The sequence below is a fragment of the Nodularia sp. UHCC 0506 genome (assembly GCF_034931045.1).
In the GTDB taxonomy this organism is placed as follows: Bacteria; Cyanobacteriota; Cyanobacteriia; order Cyanobacteriales; family Nostocaceae; genus Nodularia.
The window spans coordinates 25,791-50,069 of sequence record NZ_JAYGHH010000003.1 but is presented as its reverse complement, the minus strand read 5'-3'; the positions used below and the strand labels follow the sequence as shown (position 1 = coordinate 50,069).

Sequence of the window (24,279 nt, the reverse complement as noted above, 5' to 3'; positions counted from 1 at the left end):
TTTATGTCTTAACAATTTACTATGGTATTAGACGATGAAACTTTCATCTCTAGCGTAAAAATACTACCTTTTCCCACCTGACTTTCAACTCTCAGACTCCCTTGATGTTTTTGGGCGATCGCCACAGCTATAGCTAACCCCAATCCTGTGCCTCCAGTTTTACGAGAGCGGTCGCCATCAACACGGTAAAAGCGATCAAAAATTCGCTTCTGATCAGCAAGCCCAATCCCAATCCCCGTATCTTTTACTGCAATAATAGCAGTGTAATCACTCTTGACTAAGCTAACAGTTACATATCCCCCTTTGAGTGTATGCTGGATAGCATTGGCAATCAAATTTGACACTAAACGGTAAAGTTGCGATTCGTTACCTAGAGTGTAAATCTCGCAAGGGGGAATTTGGCAGGTTAAGTTAATATCAGCAGCAGTAGCCAGTTCTAAAAATTCTTCGGTCAAATCGCTCACCAAATCATTTAAGCAACAGGGCTGAAAAGGTTTTGCACCTGAATTTTGCTCCAGACTGGTTAACAAGAGTAAGTCAGCGATTAAATGGCTCAACCTTCGTCCTTGTCGCTCAACAGTATGAAGCATTATTTGTATATCTTGTTGATTGGATTGGGGTATACGGAGAATAGCTTCCACAGTCGCCAATAGACTAGCCAAGGGCGATCGCAATTCGTGGGCAGCATTTGCAGTAAACTGTTGCTGTTGCTGATAGGACTGATAAATTGGCTGCATTGCTAATCCTGAAAGCCACCAACTGGAAGTAGCAACTAAGCTCAGAGCAATAGGCAACCCAATTGCCATAATCCATCGAATCCGCCTGATTTCTGCATCAAAATGTTCTAAAGTGCGGCCAATTTGCAAATATCCCCAGGATGAATCTGCATTGGCTTCATTAGCTAAAGAATGGGTATTGGCACTATGCAAAATCGTGGTGAATTGGTGATAGCGAATGCCCTTAGCCGTGCGAAAAGTTTGCCATGAACTGCGGTTGAGAGTTGGCGGCAGAGATAGCGGTTGATTGGGTGAAAAAGCCAGGAGTTTCCCTTGATGATTGAACAGCCGAATATAATATGTGGTGCGATCGCTGATGCCGATGGTGTGCCGTTGAATCAGCGTTGGGGTAGCCTTGCAAGGTTGTCCACTCAAACAAAGATCAGGAAAAATTTGTTGCAGCACAGCAGTCGGTTCTTCAGAAGGCGGTAACAGTGGTTCGACGCTATCGTGTAAAGTTCCCGCAATTGATTCAATTTCACGCTCCATTGCTGCCCAGTTTGTCTGTACCATTGCGCGATACATCCCCAAGCCAGAAACACTCAAAATCACGCCCATAACTCCGGCATACCAGAGGGCTAATCGTAGACGACTGCGCCGAAAAAGAGAGTAGCTATTCATGTTGAGAATTAAAGCGATAGCCAGCACCTGGAACAGTTTCAATCGGACAGGTACAGCCATGATTTGCTAACTTGCGACGTAATAAGCGCATTTGCGCTGCAACTACATTACTAATCGGTTCTTCATCCATGTCCCAAAGTTGATGACGCAATTTGCTACCGGGAATGATGCGATTGGGATTCTGCATCAAATACATGAGCAGCTGAAATTCTTTGGTGGTTAAGGGAATGACTAGGGGCGTAGATCCATCGGAATTTACTCGTAGAACATTATTGGCTGTATCTAGAGCAAAACCTGCAACATTCAGGGTGGATGGTTGTATTTGAGGCGATCGCCTTTGAAGCGCCCGCAACCGTGCCAGCAATTCTTCCATCACAAACGGTTTGACTAAATAATCATCAGCCCCCGCATCCAGCCCTGCCACCCGATTTTCCGGCTGACCCAAAGCAGTAAGCATCAGCACTGGTAAGGGATTTTGGCGTAGTCTGAGCTTCTGACATAACTGTAATCCCGACATTTCGGGCAGTAGCCAATCAACAATAGCAACTGTGTAGTCTGTCCACTGGCTTTCCAGACACAGCCATGCTTCAGTGCCATCTGTTACCCAATCCACCACATATCTTTCGCTAATTAGGACTTGCTTAATTGCCAGTCCCAAATCTGCTTCATCTTCCACCAGTAAAATTCGCATTGTTCCAGGAAATCAACCATGAAGCTCATATTTTACAAAAACATTTACCAGTGAAAGTAAAGTTGTGCGGCGGCAAGCAACCTTTGCATCCACACTGAGGACTTCCGGCAGTCCGCTCCGACCGAGTTGTTATGCGGCAGCTTTACTCACCACGCTACTGCTTGTAGACTCTCCACTTCTTGAAAATGAGCATCGCGTGTTACTAGAATCAGAGCGTGTTGCAGTGCAAGAGATGCGATCCAGACATCGTTCTCAGGTAACGGACGACCCTTGAGCCTTAACTTGTTTTTGACTTCACCGTATTGCCGTGCGGTTTCAGCGTCACATCCCAATATCGTGCTGCTAACAACTAGCTCATCAACTCTTGCCAAATTTGCTTCAACTCGTCCTGACTTTCTAGCTCCATAACACAACTCACCAATCACAAAACTTGGAATGAAAACTTCGTTGGCTTGAGCAAGATTGCTTTTGACGATCGCTTCATCTGCAAAAAGAGCAAATGATGATGTTGGTATCGAGCAAATACCTACCACTCATCGACATCTACCCGTTCACAATCCTGCTTGATCGCCTCACGCATTACCTGGAGATCGTCCGGAGGGATTGAACCTGCAAAACGTAGTAATTGCTGCCCTGGAGTTCCTCGAACTTCAGCTTTTACTAACGCTTGAGTAAATTCAAGCACTCTTTGTTGCAAGTGCTGCGGCATTATTTCTAGCCGTTTGATCACTTCATTGATAATGGAAGCACTCATTCTCTCCTCCTTCAGCAACATGACGAGTTTCACGTAGGGCTTTATAATCAAAATCTGGGGCAAATTGAATCTGTCCCGCAAGGTCGAGAAGGTTTTTCTTACGGCGCGATCTCACGAATTTTTGTAGAGCAAGATTCATCAATTCTTCTTGGGTGGTGAGGTTAGTCAGTTGAAAAGCTTCGTTGAGAAGCGATTCATCAAGGTTAAGGGTAATTTGCATAGATGACCAACCCACCTCTGGGCATATCTTTGTTAGTTGGCTGCTATATAAATCCTAGACAAGTCTAGACATTTATGGTTTAGCCAACCTCGATAAATTAATTAAAGGCGAATCGCCACTTCTTGTTTAGTTACAACTCATGATCCCGTAAAACTTCGTTTACGACATCATGAATAGCATCTATGATCAATTCTGGCTGATCAAAATACATGAGATGACTGCTCTCCTCTGAAATAATATGTCGGCTCCTCGCAGATAGGGCTGAAAGTTCAGCTTGGAGTTCTTGCCAAACGCCTCTTTCCTTTTGAAGATACTCTTTCGTAAAGCCACGGGGAACCTTATCCAAGGGAACGGGCTTCGCTGCTGTCAACACAATCATTGGGCGATCGCCCAATGATTTCCTTCCTTTTACTCGATGCAGATTTTCATGAAACAATTTCGCTTCAGCTTGCACTGCACGGACAGATTGCGGAAAAAAGGCTTTAAGCTTTGGTAGCATTTCTGGAGGAATGCGTTTAGCGTTGGGATTCGGTAAATGATGACTTAAGCGCAGGATTCCCATTGTCGCCAATTGCCGGGTCAACCATAAGTTGATTGGGGAAGGTTTAAGGTTTACTGGTGCAGGAGGAAAGCGCTCCTCCTGTTCTGGATGGGCTGAATCCACCAAGATCATCCCTACCACTTCATCAGGATACCGTTGAGCAAAGACCCGACTATAGATACCGCCCATAGAAAGCCCCACCAACACATAGGGTGGGTTAATACCAGCCTGATTCAAAGCTGTATGTAAGTCTTGGGCAATTTTGTCTGCTGTAGGAGGATGTGGGCTGGGGTCACTCCACATAATTCCTGCTCGATCGTAGGCACAAACCTTTGTAAACTGGGCTACAGGCGGATGCACTTTTCCCCAACCTAGTGAGCCAATCGGCCCTAGCCCATCTTCTAATACAACTGTCACATCTCCCTCACCCTCACAATGCAGGTGCAGTTTGCGTTGCCGAAGCCTCTTAGAATCAGAATCTCCAACATCGACTAATTGACCTGGTGGCGGGTACTTTTTTGCCAAGTAGATTCTTGACCAATACTCATAAAGAAAAAGTCCTAAAAACAGGATGATCACTGGAAATAGAAAACCTATGGCAATCCATTTAAACCAAAATTTCATTAGATTCTAGGTTTTTCAACAAAAACCATTATATATCAAGCATTACAACGAACTCCTGTCTGAATATACGAAAAACTTCTTTTTTACATCCCTATCTGGGTATTACACCGAACTTTTCCGTATAACCACCTTTCACGGGAGGATTATATGGAATTTTTCCGTATATCCCTTGGTGTTACCAAGAATTTTGCCGTATAACATCCTTAGCAATTTCTTAGTGATGCGTGGATCACTTCTTCTTGTTTGAGCATAGGTTTTACCAATCACATCGTAGAATGCCATCCTGCCTCCTCAAATCTTTAGCACCTGCTTATTATTTAACACCCCCACGAAGCTCTGATATTACAAAAACATCTGCCATTTCACCTGGATTTCATCTGCCCTTTGGCAAACTATGAAGAACTTTTGTTTAATTAAGTATTCATTGTGAGGAGTGATTATGAAACCTTTTATGCTAGTGAGTTCCATTCTGGCAGCCAGTTTAATTATCAGTGCGCCCACAGTTGTATTTGCTCATGTCGGGCATGGTGATGAATTTCAAGCAACGGGCGGCATTGATCGCGTGAAAGTCAATCCCCAAACCGATCAACTGTTAGGTATTGTTGTCACGCCAATCGCCTCCTCTGCCAAATCTGGATCTGCGGTGATGATTCCGGTGACGGCATTGGTTGATGCTGATGGCAAGCAGCTAGTCTTTGTGCAGTATAAGAATTTTTATGAGCCAGTAGAAGTCACCACCGGCGCGACTAAAGGCGAACTAATCGCTGTCACCAAAGGATTGTCAGTTGGGGAAAAGCTCGTTACCCAAGGTAGTTTGTCTCTCTATGCTGAATCGCGTAAAACTCAACCCGCCGATACAGCTGCGATCGCCACTCCTAAAACTGATACAGCCCATGCTCAGGCAGATGCTAAAGGAATACCTCATAGCCATGATGCAAGCGGTAATCTCATCTCACAGGCTGGTGAAACAACTCAGCAATCGGGCGGATTTCGGATGGGTATTGTAGCAGGAGTCGGTGGTGGAGTGGTGGTGTTAGTGGGAGTGATCGCTGTTGTCGTAGGTATGGGTAAAAAGAAAAGCGATTTATCTGAATAAGGGACTTCCAAGAAATAAATTATCTAACGAACCGCAGAGGCGCAGAGGACACAGAGAAATAAGAGTTTCGGAGAGTTATTGCGTAAGTCCTATAAGAAAGGAGATTTTTAATTGAAATGTTAAACTCCATTGTGAATCAGATTCTCAAAACCTCAATTGTCCAGCGTTGGTTTATAGTTATCTGTGCGATTCTAGTAACGGTGTGGGGAGTGTTCACTGTCACCCAGATGCCACTGGACGTTTTTCCTGAATTTGCACCCCCCCAAGTGGATATTCACACCGAAGCGACTGGACTCGCTCCAGAGGAAGTGGAATCACAAATTACTGTGCCGATTGAAAGCGTGGTGAATGGTTTGCCGGGGGTGACTACGGTACGATCTTCCTCTAAAGTTGGACTGTCGATGGTGCAGGTGGTGTTTGACCAGGAAGCGGACATTTATAAAGCTCGGCAATCGGTAACAGAACGACTCCAGCAGGTGACAAATCAGTTACCTGAAGGGGTGCATCCGCCGCAAATTTCACCGTTAGCATCGCCGTTGGGTACGATTTTACAGTATGCCTTTACTGTGAAGGGGCAGGGAAAAACCTCGCTGATGGATTTGCGCCGTCTGGTGGATAGCACCCTGAGCAACCAAATGTTGTCTGTGCCGGGAGTCACCCAAGTTACTGTTTACGGTGGGGATGAACGACAGGAACAGGTGCTAGTTGATCCAGCAAAATTGCGATCGCTCAATGTTTCGCTGACCGAAGTTACCAATGCTGCTAAAAGCGCAAATTCTAATGCTCCTGGTGGATTCCTGATTGGTGGTGGTCAAGAACTGTTGGTACGCGGTATTGGACAGGTGAAATCAATTGCAGACTTACAGCAATCTGTGGTCAAGGTGCAAGATGGTAAACCGATTTTGCTCAAAGATGTGGCGGAAGTCAAAACGGGTGCGGCACTGAAGCGGGGAGATGCTAGTTTTAATGGGCAACCGGCTGTGGTGATGATGATTAACAAACAGCCTGATGTTGATACTCCCACGGTGACAAAAGCAGTAGAAGCGGTGTTGCAATCTTTGCAGGACACATTTCCCCCTGATGTGCAGGTGGCGCGAACATTCCGACAATCTAACTTTATTGATACTGCCATTGCCAATGTCAGCAGTTCCCTAATTCAAGGCATCATCATCGTGTCGGTGATTATGCTGTTATTTCTGATGAATTGGCGCACCGCCGTAATTACTCTGAGTGCAATTCCTCTGTCTTTGTTGATTGGCTTAATGTTCATGAAAGCTTTTGGCTTGGGCATTAACACTATGACCTTGGGCGGTTTAGTCGTAGCCATTGGCTCAGTTGTGGATGACTCAATCGTGGACATGGAGAACTGCTATCGCGGACTACGAACTAATCAGGCACAGGGCAACCCGAAGCATCCTTTTGAGGTGGTGTATGAAACCTCTGTGCAGGTGCGGTTAGCCGTGATTTTTTCCACGGTGATTATCGTAGTCGTGTTTGCACCAATTTTTAGTTTGACAGGCGTTGAAGGCAACATTTTTGCACCGATGGGTTTTGCATATTTGCTTTCCATCTGTGCGTCTACTTTGGTGGCTATGACCCTTTCACCTGCCTTGTGTGCAATTCTGCTGGCAAACCAAACCCTACCGCAAGAAGGTACATTCATTTCCCGTTGGGCAGAACGGTTATATCGTACATTGTTAAATCTGTCACTGCGATCGCCTCAAATTATTTTGGGTGTGGCACTTGCAGCTTTGGTTGCTGCTTTTGCGATTGTTCCCTCCCTGGGACGGGTGTTTCTCCCCGAATTTCAGGAGAAATCATTGGTCAATTCAATGGTTTTATTTCCGGGTGTTTCCCTAGATATGACCAATCGGGCAGGGATGGTACTGTCTACTGCGCTTAAAGATAATCCTTTGTATGAGTGGGTGCAAGTACGGGCAGGACGCACGCCAGGGGATGCAGATGGGGCGGGAGTGAGTATGGCTCATGTGGATGTAGAATTGAGCGATCGCGCCCTCCAAGACCGGGAAGCTAGTATTAAACAATTGCGGCAAGAGTTCAATCAACTGCCTGGTGTAGCATCTAACATTGGTGGATTTATTTCTCACCGCATGGATGAAGTGCTGTCGGGGGTCAGAAGTGCGATCGCTGTGAAAATCTTTGGCCCTGATTTAATTGAACTGCGAAAGATTGGCGAACAAGTGCGAGATGTGATTCAGCCCATTGCTGGCGTTGTAGACTTGCAGCTTGAACCCCAACTACCCATTCGTCAGGTACAAATCTATTATGATCGCCCAGCCGCCGCTACATATAGCTTGACTATGGAGGAGTTATCTAATGTGGTGGAAACTGCTTTAAATGGTCGTGTAGTATCGCAAGTAGCAGAAAATCAGCAGCTCATTGATATTTCTATCTCTTTGACGGAGAAAGCCCGCAATAGCCTAGATGCCATTCGCGCTATTCCCATCACTACCCCAACTGGGCAAACTATCCAACTGGGTGCGGTTGCGAAAGTAGAGTACGGGATGGGAGCGAATGTTGTAAATCGGGAAGATGTATCACGGCTGATAGTTGTTTCGGCAAACGTTACCGAGCGCGATTTGGGCAGTGTCGTTGGCGATATTCAATCCCAAATTCAACAGAAAATCAAACTCCCTAATGGCTACTTCATCCAATACGGCGGACAGTTTGAATCGGAGCAGCGTGCTACTAATAATCTACTGGTGTTTAGTATCTTGGCAGCGATCGCCATTGCCGTGTTAATGTTCTTCTCTGTTAAATCCCTCTCCGCGACAATCGCTATCATGCTCAATCTGCCTTTGGCTTTGGTGGGTGGTATTGTTTCCATTGCTTTGAGTGGGGGTGTGATGTCAATTGCTTCTCTAATCGGTTTCATTACCCTATTTGGTGTTGCCGTCCGCAATGGCTTGTTGTTGGTAGACAACTATAACAATAAGTTTGCTCAGGGAATGCCCCTCAAAGATGTGATTGTTAAAGGTTCACTAGAACGAGTTAATGCTATTCTGATGACCGCACTTACTTCTGCACTAGGGATGCTGCCTTTGGCGATCGCTAATGGGGCTGGAAATGAAATTCTGCAACCCTTGGCAATTGTAGTTTTGGGCGGTTTATTTACATCTACAGCTTTGACTTTATTGGTTATTCCGGCTCTCTACGCCAAATTTGGCAAACAGTTGATGCCTCAACAGAAAACCGTTTTGGTTAACCAATCCTAGTCAAACTAATAACGATGATGTTGTGATTGAGACTATAGCGATCCTAAATAAGACCTAAACATTTCTCTTCTTTCTCTTCCTCTGTGGTCTCTGTGTCTCTGTGGTTCGTTAAAAAAATTCCGTTCATAACTCATTTAGGATTGCTATATAACAACATCTTTACAATCCCCACGGCTTCTAGCTGGGGGATTTTTGCTACCCTGTGGGAACACTACGCGAACACAAGAATTTCATTGATTTGAGAGTAAGTAGGCGTGAAAAAACCAAATATGTAATAAGACTGTGTTTTTAAGGTGATAAATTTAAAAATTAATAAAGCCGCCAACTATAGGACTCCTATTTGATTATTGAACAAAACCCAGTACATACTGAAAGCCTTCTTTCGGTGTTCCCTGTTCCCTGGCTCTACGAAAGATTCATAAATCAAACCGGATTCCTATAGATTCATTTTGCACAAATTGCACCAGCCAATCCTTAACGTTACGGGTAGCCCGACAATCATCTTCATTATAACTTTGAATAACTTCTAGCAAAGTGCGATCGCCTGTTTCTAGCCACTGGTCATACCAGTAAATACACTTGGCTCCACTAGCTTCTTTTTCTCGCCACTCAAAGCCCAACCAGCGAGCAATGGCTTTCAGGGCATAACTTTCTATAGGTAAGGCGACGCTTTGAGTTAATTGTTCATATATATCCACAAACCGATTTAATACAGGACGTACTGAAGAATTGGGAGTACGATAAAGTTTCGCCAACCGTTTAACTGTATCAACTTCATACACACAAAAATGATAAATTGGTGCATCAGGATATTGCCAAACTAAATCAAGAAATTGCTGCCAAATTAATGCTTCTTCTTCTGGCTTCTCTGCTAGAAAAGAATAAAACTTTTCTGTTTTGGCTTGCTTATCCACAACCAAAATTCCCAACAGATAATCTAAATCCAAATCTGGTTGTGCTTCAATATCAAAATAAAGCTCTACAGGAGCAGTAAATGTAATATCCTCTTTTGGTAAGGAATTAGGTAAAATAAACGGTCGTTTTTGCAGTACAGATTGCGCTTGTACAATTAGTTTAGGTGCGACTACGTTAGTGAAACCAGGAAGGTTTTCGAGAATGAGAGGGCTAGTATGAGCAAGAGATTCCACAGTATTGATAGATAAAGCCTGGAGTTGGTCGAAGCGAACGGGTGTAACTCCTGGTAATAAAGAAAGATGTTGCTGTGATTGCGCGATCGCATAACATTGATTGTACCAATGGCAAAGATTACACTTTTGGCGGGAAATAAAAACTTCTGGTGGTTCTGGTAACTCTAATGCTTGGATAAACTCCCACAAAATGCTCTGCATTTTTGGTATCCATTTGGATAAATCCACAGCATAATCCCTATCTTTGGTACGCAACACCAGCCAAGCTATTTCCGGCGTAATTTCTTGTACCCTGGCCAATACTTGAGCATGAAACGCCGCTACAACCTGATATTCTTGCTTAGGACGCTTACCCAATTCGATATTTGCCGGTATATATATCCAATCGCCAAAACGAGACTGTCCTGGCTGTTTCACCAGTAAATCAGGGCGACTCAGCGCAGTATATTCCAGTGATGGGGAAACATCTTGATTTTCCCAATCTACCAAATCATGATAATTAGCTAACAGCACTCCCCGATAAATGTACTCAACTCCACGCTGCATTAATTCTAAGGTCGCTGCTTGTCCTGCGTCCCAGTCACCTCGCGGGTAATCGGGTTTGTGATAATAACTCAACTCTGCCAAAATACTCTGACGATGAGCAATTTTATCTTGTTGTAGTTTGAGTAACAACTCATTGGGAGCGTCACGCTGAGGTGTATCGCCGTAAGTATCTAAAACAGGTCGGCGTTTACAGCGTTGATATTGCAGTAGGTGTTCAGCATTGATTAACATTCCCTTAAGTTAACAAGAATTAGCGAAATCTGGTGATGTTCCAGATAGCTAAATTTTCTGTGATTCAAAGTACACTCTCCAATTTATTGGACTAACACAAAAAACCTCCCAAACCTTCATAACTCTGTGTCCTCTGTGTGTGCGGTACGCGAACGTTACATCTAAATTATTTCTGATTCCGTGGGAGAGTGAGAAACTAGAAGAGTGAAAAGATAGGTATTTTGAAGTTTTATGACTAATATTGCCACTGCACAAACTCAATTACATCAACATCGGTCACAATTTCCCGCTTTAGGAAATAAGACTTATTTTAATTATGGTGGACAAGGGCCGATGCCTCAAGAGGCAATGAATGCCATTACTCAAACTCAAGCAGACATCCAACAAACTGGACCTTTTGGGAATGAAGCCTACGCCAAAGTTTCTCAAGCCAAGCAAGATTTGAGAGATGCGATCGCCTCCCAGTTGCAAGCACCACCAGAAACCATTACTCTAACGGAAGATGTGACAGTTGGCTGCAATATTGCTATATGGGGTATTGACTGGCAAGCTGGCGACCATCTGCTACTTTCAGACTGCGAACATCCAGGAGTAATTGCTACATCCCAGGAAATCGCCCGCAGATTTGCCGTAGAAGTTACCACCTGTCCCCTCAAGGAAACTTTAAATGCAGGAGATCCTGTTGCAGTCATTGCTCAACACTTACGCCCCAATACTCGCTTAGTCATTTTAAGTCACGTCTTTTGGAACACAGGACAAGTTTTGCCTCTTGACAAAATAGTAGAAATATGCAGAGATAATAACTCATTAATTTTAGTTGATGCAGCCCAGTCTGTGGGATTATTACCTTTAAATTTAACCGAATTGGGGGCAGATTTTTATGCCTTCACAGGTCACAAATGGTTATGTGGTCCTGCGGGTGTGGGTGGTTTATATGTCCGTCCTGAAGCCAGAGAAAAATTACAACCAACATTTATCGGCTTGCGTGGCATTGTTGTAGATAGTCAAGGTCAACCGGTGAATTGGCAACCCGATGGCAGAAGATATGAAGTATCAACCTCAGCAACTCCATTGTATGTTGGTTTAACACAGGCGATCGCCATTCATCAGCAATGGGGAACCCCACAAGAACGTTATCAGCAAATCTGCCGTAACAGTGAGTATCTTTGGCGCAAATTGGGGACGTTAAGCAATGTAAAATGTCTGCGAACTTCTCCACCAGAAAGCGGGATAGTTTCTTTCCAACTAAATCAGCCACAAGCGCGAGTCCATTTCCAGTTAGTGCAATTCTTAGAAACACAAAAGATATTAACGCGCACAATTGTCGATCCTGACTGTATCCGCGCCACCGTCCATTACTTAACTTTAGAATCAGAAATCGACCAATTAATTGAGGGTGTACAAAAGTTTCAACAGACGTAATATCCAGAGAAAACCCCACCCCTAACCCCTCCCCGCAAGCGAGGAGGGGGACTTGAAGGAGATGAAAAAGAAATATATTTGCAAAAAGCTATAGTAATAATCCCCAGCTTTAATTACAAATTACGAATTACGAATTACGAATTACAAATTACGAATTACAAATTACAAAATATGCGCCCAATTTTATACGTAGCAATCACAAACCACGGTTTTGGTCATGCGACTCGCACAGCAGCAGTGGCTTCAACCATTCAAAAACTATGTCCAGAAATGTTGCTGATTATGGTGACAACTGCCCCCCGGTGGTTGCTAGAGTGCTATATAGAAGGTGATTTTATCCATCGTCCCCGTGCTTTTGATTTGGGTGTCATACAGGCAGATAGTTTGACAATGGATAAACAGGCGACTTTAGCCAAGTTACGGGATATTCAAAAAAACCAAAATTCTCTAAATGCCTCAGAAGTCAATTTTATCCGCCAAAATCGGGTGAATTTAATCTTGGCAGATATTCCATTTTTAGCGCCTTTATTTGGTAAAGCTGCAAATATTCCTTGTTGGATGATGAGTAATTTTGGGTGGGATTTAATCTACCGAGACTGGGGAGGTGAATTTATTCCTGTTGCTGATTGGATTAGTGAATGTTATGCCAAATGCGATCGCTTGTTTCGTTTACCTTTTCACGAATCTATGTCAGCTTTCAGTAATATTACAGATGTTGGCTTAACTGGTGGTTCTCCCCGCTACTCTGCTGATGAATTGCGAGTTAATTGGGGGATAACTGCGCCTAGAGAAAAAACGATTTTACTCACCTTTGGTGGTTTGGGTTTACAACAAATTCCCTACGAAAATTTACGCCATTTTCCCGATTGGCAATTTATTATCTTTGATAAATCTGCCCCAGATTTACCTAATGTCAGAAAAATTAGTGATAAAAAATACCGCCCTGTGGATTTTATGCCGATTTGTGGGCGTGTGGTTTCTAAACCTGGTTACAGCACCTTTTCGGAAACGATAAAACTGGATATACCTCTGGTGACAATTCCGCGAGATGACTTTGCTGAGGCTAAATTTCTGTTAGCAGGTGTTGTTAATTACAATCAACATCAAATTCTCACACCAAGGGAATTTTTTCAAGGGAATTGGAATTTCCTACATGAAACGCCACAGCCTCCAAAGCAATCTCAACCTTTGGCTAAAGATGGGAATGAAGCGATCGCTCATGCTGTAATCGACTATTATGAACTACCTAGACTAATAGATTCAGATTGCTGACCATGATCCACAGATAATCTGGGAATGAGGAAGATGAGTTAATAGTCCGACTTCAGAAACTCCTCATCTCCCTCAACTTATAACTGAGAACTTTTAACCCCCCAACTCGTTGGGGCGCTTGTATTGCTGATAGGCGGCGAAAAATAGCCCAGCAAGGGTGACAACAATCAGACCAAGGACAATACCGGATAGCAGGGGTTCAACCACTTTTAATCTCCTGTTTGCAAATGTTTAATATTCGTTGCTGCTTTTAATTCTACCAAATAAGGGATGAATCCCTAGTCATACAATGTTTTTGGAGGACTAATGATTATGAAAAAATTATCATTTGTGCTTGCAGACACCATCAAGAACTTTTAAGCTATGTGTAGGAAATGAAAAACTTTTAGTAAACTCCACTTTTACGGCAAACCTTTTGGATAACCAGATTACCAAACCAGAAACTCAGATACAATGGATCACCTTATTGGCTCTGGTGATACTGCTAGCAGCCCCTTTAGGCATTTTTGGTGTTCAAATGGTTAGAGCTGCTGATCCTTATGTGAAGAATGTCCTTTCCCTCAAAGGAGACTTAGTTCAAGGACACGCAATCTTTCAAATTAACTGCGCTGGTTGTCATGGACTGGAAGCAGATGGGCTAGTTGGCCCCAGTTTGCAAAGTGTCTCTAAGCGCAAGTCTAGATATAAGCTGATTCATCAAGTGATTAGTGGCGAAACACCGCCAATGCCAAAATTTCAACCTAGCGTGCAAGAAATGGCAGACCTATTGAGCTATTTGGAGAGTTTATAATCTATTGAATTATCAAAGTCAGATTCTGCCGATAATGCTTGACTTGACAACTATTTCGATGCCCCACGGTGTAAAGCTGTGGGATTTTTGCTGAAATAATGGCTTACAGTTTATAACTTTTCTCAGATGAACTCCATGATTTGAGAAAAATTCGATATAAAATCTAAAACTTAAAATCAAAAATTACAATGACAAAGCTGACTCCTAATTCTAGTTTTAGTTTGACCCTGCGTTTGCAAATTCCCAACCGTGTGGGGATGTTAGCATCAATTACTCAGGCGATCGCTACCAGTGGCGGTAATCTCGGACACATCGATTTAATTGAACAAACCCGTCATGAGTCTACCCGTGATATTACTGTAGATGCGGCTAGTACTGAACACGCTGAGACGATTGTGCAAACAGTAAAAGCATTGCCAGATATTAAATTACTCAGTGTTTACGACCGCACCTTTAATTTGCATCGTGGGGGCAAAATTGGCATTGTCAGCCGCATTCCTATCAAGAGTGTTTCTGATTTAGCAATGGCGTATACTCCTGGAGTTGGTCGAATTTGTACAGCGATCGCCCAAGACCCAGAGGAAGTTTACAATTTAACCATCAAGCAAAATACTGTCGCCATTGTTACAGATGGTAGTGCCGTTTTAGGTTTGGGAAATCTGGGTGCGTCGGCGGCCTTACCAGTCATGGAAGGTAAAGCCATGCTATTCAAAGAATTTGCCGGGCTGGATGCTTTTCCCATCTGTCTTGACACCCAAGATACAGATGAAATTGTGCGGACAGTCAAAAATCTCGCTCCTGTTTTTGGTGGTGTCAACTTAGAAGATATTGCTGCACCTCGTTGCTTTGAAATCGAAAAAAGATTACGAGCCGAACTAAATATTCCCGTCTTTCATGATGACCAACACGGTACAGCCATTGTTACCTTAGCAGCCTTGTTTAACGCCTTAAAGCTGGTCAATAAGACAATGGCAGAAATTCGCATTGTGATTAATGGTGCTGGGGCGGCTGGAGTGGCGATCGCTCGTTTACTTCGCAAAGCTGGAGCCGAAAAAATCTGGATGTGTGACTCCAAAGGAATTATCTCTACCAGTCGCACTGATTTGACCCCAGAGAAGCAGGAAGTAGCTGTTAAAGCTCAGGGTACGCTGGGGGGTGCAATGCAAGGCGCAGACGTGTTTATCGGCGTAAGCGCACCAGGAGTATTGACAGTGGAAATGGTGCAAGCAATGGCCAAAGACCCAATTGTTTTTGCTATGGCTAATCCCATTCCCGAAATTCAGCCAGAATTAGTCAGTAAAATTGTTGCGGTTATGGCCACAGGTCGCAGTGACTACCCCAATCAAATTAATAACGTCTTAGCTTTTCCGGGAGTATTTCGTGGGGCTTTAGATTGTCGCGCCCAGACAATTACCACCACCATGTACTTAGAAGCCGCCAGTGCGATCGCCTCCTTAGTTAAACCTTCAGACTTACATCGGGAACACATCATCCCTTCAGTCTTTGACAAACGTGTTGCGCCTGCTGTAGCTGCTGCTGTACAACAAGCCGCCCGTCAAGAAGGCATCGCCAAAAGTTAATTAATTCCCAAGGAGTGGGAAAATGAGGCAGATATAGCAAAATTCAAAATTCAAAATTCAAAATTCAAAATTCAAAATTCAAATACTTCCTGTGAATAGGTTTTAGAATTTTGCCATGTCCTAAACACCTTGGCGGTTGCTATAAAGGTAAATTTTCCCACTTTTCACTCCTGTACGGGCGGGTTGATGAGGAATTTCGACAAATCACAGAATCACTCCCTAAACCCGCCCCTACCCACTCCTACTGCAAAGGAATAAAACCCGCCCGTTCAACAGCCTGTTGTCCTGGAGGAGATAAAGCCAACTCCACAAATTGCTTAACGGCTGGACTAGTTTTAGATGGTACTGCTAAATAAACAACGCGACTAATCGGGTAAGTACCATTTTTCACTAAAGCTTTATCTGTGGGAGATATGCCATTAATAGGAATAATACGGACAGTTTGTTGATTTTCAATCTGCGTCACAGTACTGTAGCTAATACCATCATTACCTAAAGCCCGTAAGATTGGCGTAGTTTCATCCTTCTCCACCGTAGTAAAGTTATCGCCATCCGGTGCAAAAGGTTTACCAGAAAGTATCGCCTCCTGAAAGAAAGAATGAGTCCCACTGTCACGAGAACGGTTAATCACCTTTATCGGCAGATTCGGCCCACCCACTTCCGACCAGTTGGTGATTTGTCCGAGAAAAATTAAACGCAACTGTTCTACAGTTAATCCCCCTTTGTATGGGTTATTAATCCCTACAGCCACAGCTAAAGCATCACGGGCAATAGGTACTCCCACAATTCCTGCTGACAATTCGCTACCATTCAGGGGACGTGAACTAGCAGCCATTAATGCTTTGCCATCAATCAGGTTTTTTAATCCCGCATTAGTGCCATTAGGTTTACCATCAGGTATCCCGTAAGTTGTGGGTAAATTAGGATTTAAAAAATTATAGGCAATCTGAAACTGCTTAACTAGAGTAACTATAGTTACACTGCCATCAATGCTTAAAACTGTTGGGTTTGGTAAACTTGCATCTAAACTTCCTACATCAAAACCTTGAACTGGAATAGGTTCAGACCCAGAAGGTTGATCATTATTTAAAGATTGCGAGGTATTCTGATTGGGTTCTATAGAACTTGGTATTAGTCCAGGCAATAATTTGAAGTACCACAAACCTAATCCTAAAACTCCACCAGTGAGCAGTAGAGCCAGCACCAGTATGAGTATTTCTCGATTTTTGCTGTTTGTAGACATATTGTAGTATTTACCCTCATTAAGCAACTTGATAGAGGTTTTCAGCTACCACCCAAAGGGTATTTTGTCATACTTTAATACAATTGCCCTCTGAAAAATTCCGGATTTGATTATCGGACTACAGTATTTCTATTCTGCGTTCAAGAATTCTAAATACCCATTGCTGAGTTCTTTCACTGCTAAATCATAAAATTGCTGACCGTGTTCTGGTGTTGCTAAAACCGGATTTGAACCCATGCGTCCATCTGGGTAACGTTTGCGGAAGTCGGTTGCACTATAAATTTTGTGTCCACTGGCAACGTCTGGAGAAAGGGGTGCTTGTTTGATTGACTCTGGATAAATATACTGGGTAAGGGCGACTTCACTGGGTGTCGCGTGAGAGCCTTCTTGGTCGCCATATAATTCTTTAGCTAGTTTATATACAGAACTGCACATAAACCAGTTAGCTACTTGACATTGTATCTGTTGGGCGTTGACAATCTGCAAATCTTCCAAATGTGCGTAAGTTTCCGAAAAAGCAGCTTTGAGGGTGGCAATATTACCACCGTGTCCATTGATAAAGTAGAATTTGGCAAAACCAGCTTTGCTTAAACAAGTGATGTAATCTCGTACTACCTGAATCATCGTACTGGGACGCAGACTTATTGTGCCAGGAAAAGCAGTATGATGTAATGCCATGCCCACATTGATTGTAGGGCCAATGAGTGCCTGTGTTGCTTCACCTACACCACGTGCGATCGCTTCTGCACAAATCGCATCAGTTCCAATTAAACCTGTGGGGCCATGTTGTTCTGTAGAACCAATGGGGAGAATAATACCCCGTGATTTTTGTAAATAAGCTTCAACTTCTGTCCAAGTGCTTAAATGTAGTTGCATTTTGCAGAAAAATTTAGTTTAGGAATATCCAATTTCTAGCATTTTAAAAAATTCCTGGACTACTTCATCTGTACTTTTATTCCTCCATTCATGCCAAAATTTTACCCCCTATTGCAGTATTGCTAAGTAGGGCTTGCTGTTCGCGTAGTGTGCCGTTAGGCATAAAAGTTGTTTGTGAGGATAGGGAACGGGGAACGGGGTTTTGAGGATTTATCTTGGTGAAAATATCTGAATATGCAATCAATTAATGCATAATTTTTCATCTTCACAAGTCTGATTCCTTGCACCTTTTTAATTTTTCAGGTTCCTTAAACCCTTGATGGATAACGGTTTTACTTTTATTCGGCCAGCCCTAAGTAGGTCGTCGCCAATAATAAAGGTTTGTAGTCAGGACTAAAGCCCTTACTACGAGCTAAGTTACAATATTTTTAGCTTTATTTTCTCCAACTTATTCAGAGGCTGTTCATTCTCTATTATCAATTTTTATACTTAAATTTTTCAGTATTTGGGTTCTAACCTAATACCAGAAAACAAGCTCTTTAAAGTTAGCAATGAAGACCTTACAAACATCCTCTTATTCAAATTTTTACATATTTTATTGAGAATATTTCTTATCTGGTACAATTGCTGATATTATTTATTGATATTCTCAATTTTTACTAAGCCTAAAATGTTTAAACAGTTACAAAGTAAATATTATGTGTTTGTGGGTGGATATCTATTGACTGCGGTCTTAGGTTTGACTGGATGTGATTCTACTCCTAGTGAACCCACAAGTGATAGCACAAAGACACCTGAAACTACTGCTCAACCTGTAGCAAGTGAGGAAAAAATCAGTGCGGGAGAACAAGCCAATGCGGATTTTCAGGATAAACTCAGTGGTCAAGCCCTTCTAAATGCTTTAAAACAAGGGGGTCATGTAATTTATCTTCGCCATACCCAAACAGAAAAAGATTATGCTGACCAACTAGAAGCGGTGATGGGTGATTGTTCAACTCAACGGATGCTGAGTGAAATAGGATGGAAACAAGCGAGAACTATTGGGGAAGGATTTCGCAAGTCTGCTATTCCTTTTGATAAAGTGATTTCTAGCCAGTATTGTCGGGCTTGGCAGACAGCAGATTTAGCTTTTGGGAAATACGAAAAAAATGCTGACCTCAACTTTCCCAAGGCTGAAGACTATACCCCCGAACAAACGGCTCAGATGAAAGCCCAGCTAACACCTATGTTAACTACTGTACCAACAACAGGAACTAATACTATCATTGTTGGTCATGATGATTTGTTTGAAGCCGCAACAGGTATTTATCCAGACCCACAGGGTATGGCTTACGTTGTTAAGCCTGATGGCAAAGGTGGTTTTGAACTGATTGCCAATATGCTTCCCGAAGAATGGGAAAAATTAGAGTAAAACTAGTGTTTAACCACTCCAAATAGAGCAGATAAAGTCTGCTCTTAACGAGCGATTCAGTTTTACTATATGATGCTTGACACTTGATTGAGTAGGTAGGTAGGAAAAAACCAAACTATATTACGAAAAGTAAGCAGGGAAAAAATCCTGACCAATGACCAATGACAAAGGACGACCCCCACCAGTTAACTTTATTTACGCCCACTTACTTAATCAAAACAATAATGTTTTTTCACGTCGCTTGTGATTTCCCATGTACAAGACATACCAGCAGGAAACGTGACTAAATCACCTTTACCCATCTGCACTGGTTGTCCACCATCAGGCGTAACAACGACATCACCTAACAAAAAATAACAAGTTTCTTGAGTATCATAAGTCCAGGGAAATTTGGATATTTCTTTCTGCCAAATTGCCCATTGGAAAACACCTAACTCCTTAAGATGTTCTGCACTCGGTTGATGCTCAATTTTAATTTCCATGCTATGTTTTCTCAGTTAGGATTTAGCAGTAGTTCTGGATGTCTTCTCCACATTTATCTACTAAATAACACAATGCCCGAAAACGCAAGCCGACAAATTGATCATAAAGTGGATTCAGCTGACACAAAGCCGGAATGTGGGCTATTTTTCGACCGAATAGGATAATATCACGCTCGAAAGGACACTGCGCCGGAATCAATTTCGCAATAAAGTGAGCAAAGTCACGATTTTGAATTTCAAGATTGTCTAGTTTTTTACGTAATGGTTGCAGTAAGTCGAATTTAGGCAGAGTAAATTTATTTTTTCTACCCGCTTGATGCGTGGCTTCTACTTCTGCGGGTTTGATAAAAGCAGGTAGGATAATATGTTGATTATTTGTCTTAAGCATAGTTCTAAGCAAGGTCTTCCTTGTATTGATAAACTATTTGCCAATTTAGAGCTTTACCATGCAATCTATGTCTGTCATTTATCTTGTGCTGATGACTGGAACGAGCAAAAGCACAAAGTGATTAATTTGCATAGAAATTGCTGGTAAATAGTTCACTTACTTTATATTTAAGCTCACTAGATAACGAATAACTGTCCCGTTAAATACAAAATAACAAAGAAAATATAAAAATGGTGTTCCATTAACTTATACTTATTAATTGTTGGTTTTGAAAGTAGCGATCCCCTATATATGATTTCAATTCGTAGTTCAGAAACTGACCAGTAGTTTAATTTGTAATTTTGCTAACTAGAACAGGTGTAACCTTGACTCCAGCTAGAATTAATTTATATTCATTACCTAACTTTAATTAATATTAGTGCCTTGGTATCAAAAAAAATGTCCTTTTTGCTACAAAACTGCTACTAGATATTATTTAATTAACTGCACCATATCCTTTGATAAGTACAAACTAATCTAAATTTTGTCAATTTCAGAAATCACTACCATAATTCAAACCAAAGCACAAGTATAGGACTCCTATTTGAATTTTGATAGCTTGCGTGGCGTAAGCCATATAAAACTCCGTATACCTGGAATTTACTATATTATTAAGCACATAAAAAACACAACTCAGCATGATCTCGAACAGTGACAAGAATTAATTTCGGCTTTGTCAATACAAAAACTGTTAAGTAAAATTACAAAATTTGCCAAAATATTGAGAAATTGGCGGCAAGTCAAACATAGCTTTAACGTAGAACCTATAGGAGATACTTGAAGCAAATATAAAATATGAACCAGAATAATACTCAAAAATACCAGTTTGTCTGTACATTGACCTTTGGTGACATCTACGGTCAAATAATAGTTTGGTTAATAACAATCACTCTCAGTTTGGCATCTGCTTTGGCATTGATGGGTGCTAAACGGCCTGTGTATGCTTTAGCAACTGTGGGTCTGATAGTTCTGTTATCACTGCCATTTTTATTGTTTGCATTCGTCACTACGTTATTCAATCATATTGAAGTCCGAGCGACATCTCCAGCTACCAAGACTGAACCTATACCTGGAAATATTTCTCAGCAACAACCAGTACAAGCCACTAGTTGATTTAACTAAATTATAATTTTGACACCCTGCTGTCAGCAGGGTATTTTCTTGTCAGTATTAGGGTTTGCTGTTCGCGTAGCGTGCCGTTAGGCAGAAAAGTTTTGTCGTGGAGGCAGGGAACAGGCATCTGTCATCCCCAAATTTTCTGATTTATTTAATAAGCCCTAATTAGACCGAAATCTCATGGCGATCGCCTGAGCGATACCCAAGGGCTAAGTAGAAACCAAGTAGGGGCAGGGTGATGAAAATTATTGTTGTAATTGAGAATATCTTGAATTTATCACCATTTCAAGGTTTTCAGGAATTAAGAACGCCCTCTCCTCCTTGACGGTTACTGTAAATAAATATTTAATGAGTATTAAGTACTATTCAAATCGTTTATTTTGGTATGTGTTATGTTTAACTTTTAATTGAATCTTAGAATTTCCCTTGAAAATCAAGGGTTACAGACGGTTAGATCCTCAATTTAAGCGTCAGCCAAGACTTATTAATACTAAAGCCTGTTATTATTGCCCAACAAGGGTTTAAAGCTTATTTGCATAGGGATCTAGCATAACAGGTACGGAAGAACCTGAAAACCTCTAAAGCAGGAGAAAGGAACTGAATGCTGTGGTTTTTCCTCTGAAGATGACAGGAGCAAAACAATAGTTGAATCCCGATATTGATTATCAAAATAGCAGTGTGATTTCAGTTGATTTGAATTGGGGAAACCTAGTAGCGACGATTGCCTTCCAAATCCGTCAATCTTTAGACCTGGAAACGATTTTACAAACCACTGCTGATCAAGTGTATCAGCTTTTAAAATGCGATCGCGTGCTACTATACCAATTTGACCCAGATGGAAAAAGCGGTCAAGTGGTAGTGGAAGCCATTTCTGACCCCCAGTGGTCATTACTGCATCGGGTGGTGCATGATTCCTCCTGGCTAGAACCCTATCAAGAGAAACAGATCAGCGCGATCGCCGATGTTGCTGCTGCCAATCTCACCCCCGGTGATGACGAATTTGGGGGAGTGTTTCCAGTGCTTTGTGCATCCCAGCTTTGGGGCTTGCTGATTGCCCATAACTGTCAGGCTCCTCGCCCGTGGACAGAGAAAGAAATGGAGGGGTTGCAGCAAATTGCCGTTCATCTGGGCATCGCCATTTATCAAGCAGACTTGTTGGCACAGTTGCAAGCCGCAAAAGCAGACTTGGCAAGACAGGTAGCCACTTCCACCCAGGAACTAGAACAGGCTGATCAGCAACTTTTCACCAATGTGAAAGAGTGTAACGAGGTTGCCATAGCACTGCACCAAAGGGAAACCTTTTCACGGCAGCTTCTCGATAGTCTGTTTACCTTTGTGGGGGTGTTAACCTACGATGGCGTGTTGATCGAGACTAACCAAGCTCCCCTGGTTGTTGCTGGCATAACCAGTGAGGATGTGATTAACAAGCCCTTTGTCAATGCCTACTGGTGGAGCTACTCACCGGATGCACAAGCACAAATTAGTGAAGCGATCGCCATTGCCCAGCAAGGAAACTCCGTGCGGTTTGATATTTCGATCCTGGTGCGGAAAGGCGATCGCATCATCATCGACTTTTCCCTTAATCCCCTCCGTGATCCCACTGAAAAAATCACGCATCTAATTTTTTCCGGTATCGATATTACCGAACGGAAACAAGCAGAAATTGCCCTGCGCCAAAGCCAAGACGAACGGTTTAGACTGGCAGCGATCGTGGAATCGTCCCAGGATGCGATCATGAGCAAAACCCTTGATGGCATGATCACCAGTTGGAATCAGGCGGCAGAAAAATTATTTGGCTATACCGCCTCAGAGGCCATCGGTCAGCAGATCACGTTGCTGATTCCGCCAGAGTTACAGCCTGAAGTGGCATTGATTTATCAGCGTATCCAACGAGGAGAATTGGTTGATACCTACGAAACCCAACGGTTACACAAAGATGGTAGCTCAGTTGATGTCGCATTAACCATTTCCCCCATTCGGAATGAAAACGGTTTGGTAATTGGCGCATCGAAAATTGCCAGGGATATTCGCCAACGCAAACACCTGGAAGCCGAACGGAACCAAGCCGAACTTCAGATGCGCCAGACTAACGCCCAACTCGAAGATTTCTTGGAAAATGCCAGCGACCTGATCCAGAGCGTCTCGTTGCAGGATGGGAAGTTTCTCTATGTTAACCACAGATGGATCACCACTCTAGGCTACCAGCGCGATGAACTTGCCACCTTGACTGTATTTGATCTAATTTCCCCTGACTGTCTCCCGAATTGTCAAGATATCTTCCAAAAATTGCAATCGGGAGCAATTAATCATATTGAGCGACTGGAAAGTATCTTTGTAAGTAAAACAGGGCAGAGGATTCTCCTTGAAGGTAGTCTCAATGTCCGATGGGAAGCAGGGATACCCGTTGCCACCCGCGCCATCTTGCGGGATGTGACAGTCCAACGCCAAGTGGAAAAAACTCTCCAAGAGCAAACAACGATTCTCCGCATCTTCTATGAATCTTCGCCCCTGCTTTTGGGAGTGGTGGAATTGTCAGACAATGACATTCTCCATACGCACCATAACCCAGCCAACCTCAAGTTTTTTGGGGTTTCTTCAGCAGCCCTCGACCACAAATGGGCTAGTGAAATTGGAGTTCCACCAGAGCATATCCAACGTTGGATGTTTCATTACCGCAAAAGCCAGGAAATGCAAAAGCCAGTTCAATTTGAATATGAATATCAAACCGAGGCTCAGACTTACTGGTTGTCAATGGTAGTTCAATTTATTGGTATTGCTGACAGTGGGCGATCGCAATTTTCTTATACGGTGCAAGATATTAGTGAACGCAAACAACTAGAAATTGAGCATCAGCGTGCCGAAGCTATGCAGCATCAGGCAGAACAAATCAGTCATGAACTGACACTTCTAGAGAAAATCTTAGAAATCATCCTCGCAGGCTATTGGGATTGGGATATTCAGAGCAATCAACAATACTTTAGCCCTGGCTTTAAACGGATGTTGGGTTACGATGATCACGAACTCCCCAATTTACCAGATACCTGGCAAAAACTGATCTTTCCAGAGGACTTAACCAAGGCATTAGCCTGTTGTGAACAACATTTTCAAACTCATGGGGAAACTCCCTTTTACAACGAAGTCAGATATCGTCACAAGGATGGCTCAACGGTTTGGGT

At 42.7% G+C, this 24,279-nt stretch carries 21 protein-coding genes; 9 read left to right on the top strand and 12 right to left on the bottom strand.

The annotated features are described in order from the left end of the window. Positions 1 to 8: 8 nt before the first annotated feature. From rppB to VB654_RS03390, 6 genes are all read right to left on the bottom strand, one after another. Entirely contained in the window at positions 9 to 1,457 is a 1,449-nt protein-coding gene (rppB, locus tag VB654_RS03415; protein ID WP_323212038.1) for a two-component system sensor histidine kinase RppB, read from the bottom strand. After that, on the bottom strand, positions 1,390 to 2,088 hold the full coding sequence (gene rppA / locus VB654_RS03410) for a two-component system response regulator RppA (RefSeq protein ID WP_323212037.1): 699 nt from the start codon (positions 2,086 to 2,088) through the stop codon (positions 1,390 to 1,392). Before rppA ends, rppB begins: the two co-directional genes overlap by 68 nt. A 146-nt stretch (positions 2,089 to 2,234) precedes the next feature. Continuing rightward, entirely contained in the window at positions 2,235 to 2,513 is a 279-nt protein-coding gene (locus VB654_RS03405) for a PIN domain-containing protein (RefSeq protein WP_323212036.1), read from the bottom strand. A gap of 101 nt (positions 2,514 to 2,614) precedes the next feature. Continuing rightward, entirely contained in the window at positions 2,615 to 2,842 is a 228-nt protein-coding gene (locus tag VB654_RS03400) for a hypothetical protein (RefSeq protein ID WP_323212034.1), read from the bottom strand. After that, positions 2,820 to 3,062 carry a type II toxin-antitoxin system VapB family antitoxin gene (locus VB654_RS03395; RefSeq protein WP_323212033.1) on the bottom strand — a complete coding sequence of 81 codons (243 nt, stop codon included), beginning with the start codon at positions 3,060 to 3,062 and terminating at the stop codon, positions 2,820 to 2,822. The genes VB654_RS03400 and VB654_RS03395 overlap by 23 nt, the downstream gene beginning before the upstream one ends. A 130-nt stretch (positions 3,063 to 3,192) precedes the next feature. Further along, positions 3,193 to 4,227, bottom strand: a complete 1,035-nt coding sequence (locus VB654_RS03390) for an alpha/beta hydrolase (RefSeq protein ID WP_323212031.1) — start codon at positions 4,225 to 4,227, stop codon at positions 3,193 to 3,195. 439 nt (positions 4,228 to 4,666) lie between these two features. Between VB654_RS03390 and VB654_RS03385 the strand changes: the two genes are divergently transcribed. Both VB654_RS03385 and VB654_RS03380 read left to right on the top strand, forming a co-directional pair. Next, entirely contained in the window at positions 4,667 to 5,323 is a 657-nt protein-coding gene (locus VB654_RS03385) for a cobalt transporter (protein WP_323212029.1), read from the top strand. 116 nt (positions 5,324 to 5,439) lie between these two features. Beyond that, positions 5,440 to 8,559 carry an efflux RND transporter permease subunit gene (locus VB654_RS03380; protein WP_323212028.1) on the top strand — a complete coding sequence of 1,040 codons (3,120 nt, stop codon included), beginning with the start codon at positions 5,440 to 5,442 and terminating at the stop codon, positions 8,557 to 8,559. A 416-nt stretch (positions 8,560 to 8,975) separates the two neighbouring features. Here the strand turns inward: VB654_RS03380 and VB654_RS03375 are convergent, their stop codons facing one another. Continuing rightward, complete coding sequence (locus tag VB654_RS03375) at positions 8,976 to 10,484, bottom strand: TM0106 family RecB-like putative nuclease (RefSeq protein WP_323212027.1); 1,509 nt, start codon at positions 10,482 to 10,484, stop codon at positions 8,976 to 8,978. 231 nt (positions 10,485 to 10,715) lie between these two features. Between VB654_RS03375 and VB654_RS03370 the strand changes: the two genes are divergently transcribed. Together VB654_RS03370 and VB654_RS03365 are read left to right on the top strand one after the other, a co-directional pair. After that, positions 10,716 to 11,906 carry an aminotransferase class V-fold PLP-dependent enzyme gene (locus VB654_RS03370; protein ID WP_323212025.1) on the top strand — a complete coding sequence of 397 codons (1,191 nt, stop codon included), beginning with the start codon at positions 10,716 to 10,718 and terminating at the stop codon, positions 11,904 to 11,906. A gap of 171 nt (positions 11,907 to 12,077) precedes the next feature. Next, on the top strand, positions 12,078 to 13,178 hold the full coding sequence (locus VB654_RS03365) for a glycosyl transferase (protein WP_323212024.1): 1,101 nt from the start codon (positions 12,078 to 12,080) through the stop codon (positions 13,176 to 13,178). A 93-nt stretch (positions 13,179 to 13,271) separates the two neighbouring features. On the opposite strand, the gene petG is transcribed toward VB654_RS03365, so the two are convergent. Then, positions 13,272 to 13,385 (bottom strand): cytochrome b6-f complex subunit V, encoded by a 114-nt coding sequence (gene petG, locus VB654_RS03360; RefSeq protein ID WP_006194775.1) that lies wholly within the window; start codon positions 13,383 to 13,385, stop codon positions 13,272 to 13,274. Positions 13,386 to 13,593: 208 nt separating this feature from the next. On the opposite strand from petG, the gene VB654_RS03355 reads away from it, so the two are divergent. Beyond that, positions 13,594 to 13,968, top strand: coding sequence for a cytochrome c (locus tag VB654_RS03355; protein ID WP_323212023.1), 375 nt, complete (start codon positions 13,594 to 13,596; stop codon positions 13,966 to 13,968). A gap of 188 nt (positions 13,969 to 14,156) precedes the next feature. Further along, a complete protein-coding gene (locus VB654_RS03350; RefSeq protein WP_323212022.1) occupies positions 14,157 to 15,548 on the top strand; it encodes a malic enzyme-like NAD(P)-binding protein in 1,392 nt (463 codons plus the stop codon). A gap of 241 nt (positions 15,549 to 15,789) precedes the next feature. Here VB654_RS03350 and VB654_RS03345 read toward each other — a convergent pair whose 3' ends face one another. Together VB654_RS03345 and VB654_RS03340 are read right to left on the bottom strand one after the other, a co-directional pair. Further along, positions 15,790 to 16,791, bottom strand: coding sequence for a phosphate ABC transporter substrate-binding protein (locus tag VB654_RS03345; protein WP_323212021.1), 1,002 nt, complete (start codon positions 16,789 to 16,791; stop codon positions 15,790 to 15,792). Between the two features lie 129 nt (positions 16,792 to 16,920). Continuing rightward, positions 16,921 to 17,667, bottom strand: coding sequence for a creatininase family protein (locus tag VB654_RS03340; RefSeq protein WP_323212020.1), 747 nt, complete (start codon positions 17,665 to 17,667; stop codon positions 16,921 to 16,923). A 670-nt stretch (positions 17,668 to 18,337) separates the two neighbouring features. Here VB654_RS03340 and VB654_RS03335 point away from each other — a divergent pair. Then, the gene (locus tag VB654_RS03335; protein ID WP_323212018.1) at positions 18,338 to 19,078 is read left to right on the top strand and encodes a histidine phosphatase family protein; all 741 of its coding nucleotides are present in this window, start codon (positions 18,338 to 18,340) and stop codon (positions 19,076 to 19,078) included. A 209-nt stretch (positions 19,079 to 19,287) separates the two neighbouring features. Here the strand turns inward: VB654_RS03335 and VB654_RS03330 are convergent, their stop codons facing one another. Both VB654_RS03330 and VB654_RS03325 read right to left on the bottom strand, forming a co-directional pair. Beyond that, positions 19,288 to 19,560: a cupin domain-containing protein gene (locus VB654_RS03330; RefSeq protein WP_323212017.1), complete on the bottom strand. Its 273-nt coding sequence runs from the start codon at positions 19,558 to 19,560 to the stop codon at positions 19,288 to 19,290. 22 nt (positions 19,561 to 19,582) lie between these two features. After that, complete coding sequence (locus VB654_RS03325) at positions 19,583 to 19,948, bottom strand: Mo-dependent nitrogenase C-terminal domain-containing protein (RefSeq protein WP_323212016.1); 366 nt, start codon at positions 19,946 to 19,948, stop codon at positions 19,583 to 19,585. 834 nt (positions 19,949 to 20,782) lie between these two features. Here VB654_RS03325 and VB654_RS03320 point away from each other — a divergent pair. Next, complete coding sequence (locus VB654_RS03320; protein WP_323212015.1) at positions 20,783 to 21,100, top strand: hypothetical protein; 318 nt, start codon at positions 20,783 to 20,785, stop codon at positions 21,098 to 21,100. A gap of 648 nt (positions 21,101 to 21,748) precedes the next feature. Continuing rightward, positions 21,749 to 24,279, top strand: a 2,531-nt coding sequence (locus tag VB654_RS03315; protein ID WP_323212014.1) for a PAS domain S-box protein, incomplete at its 3' end; no start/stop codon positions are given.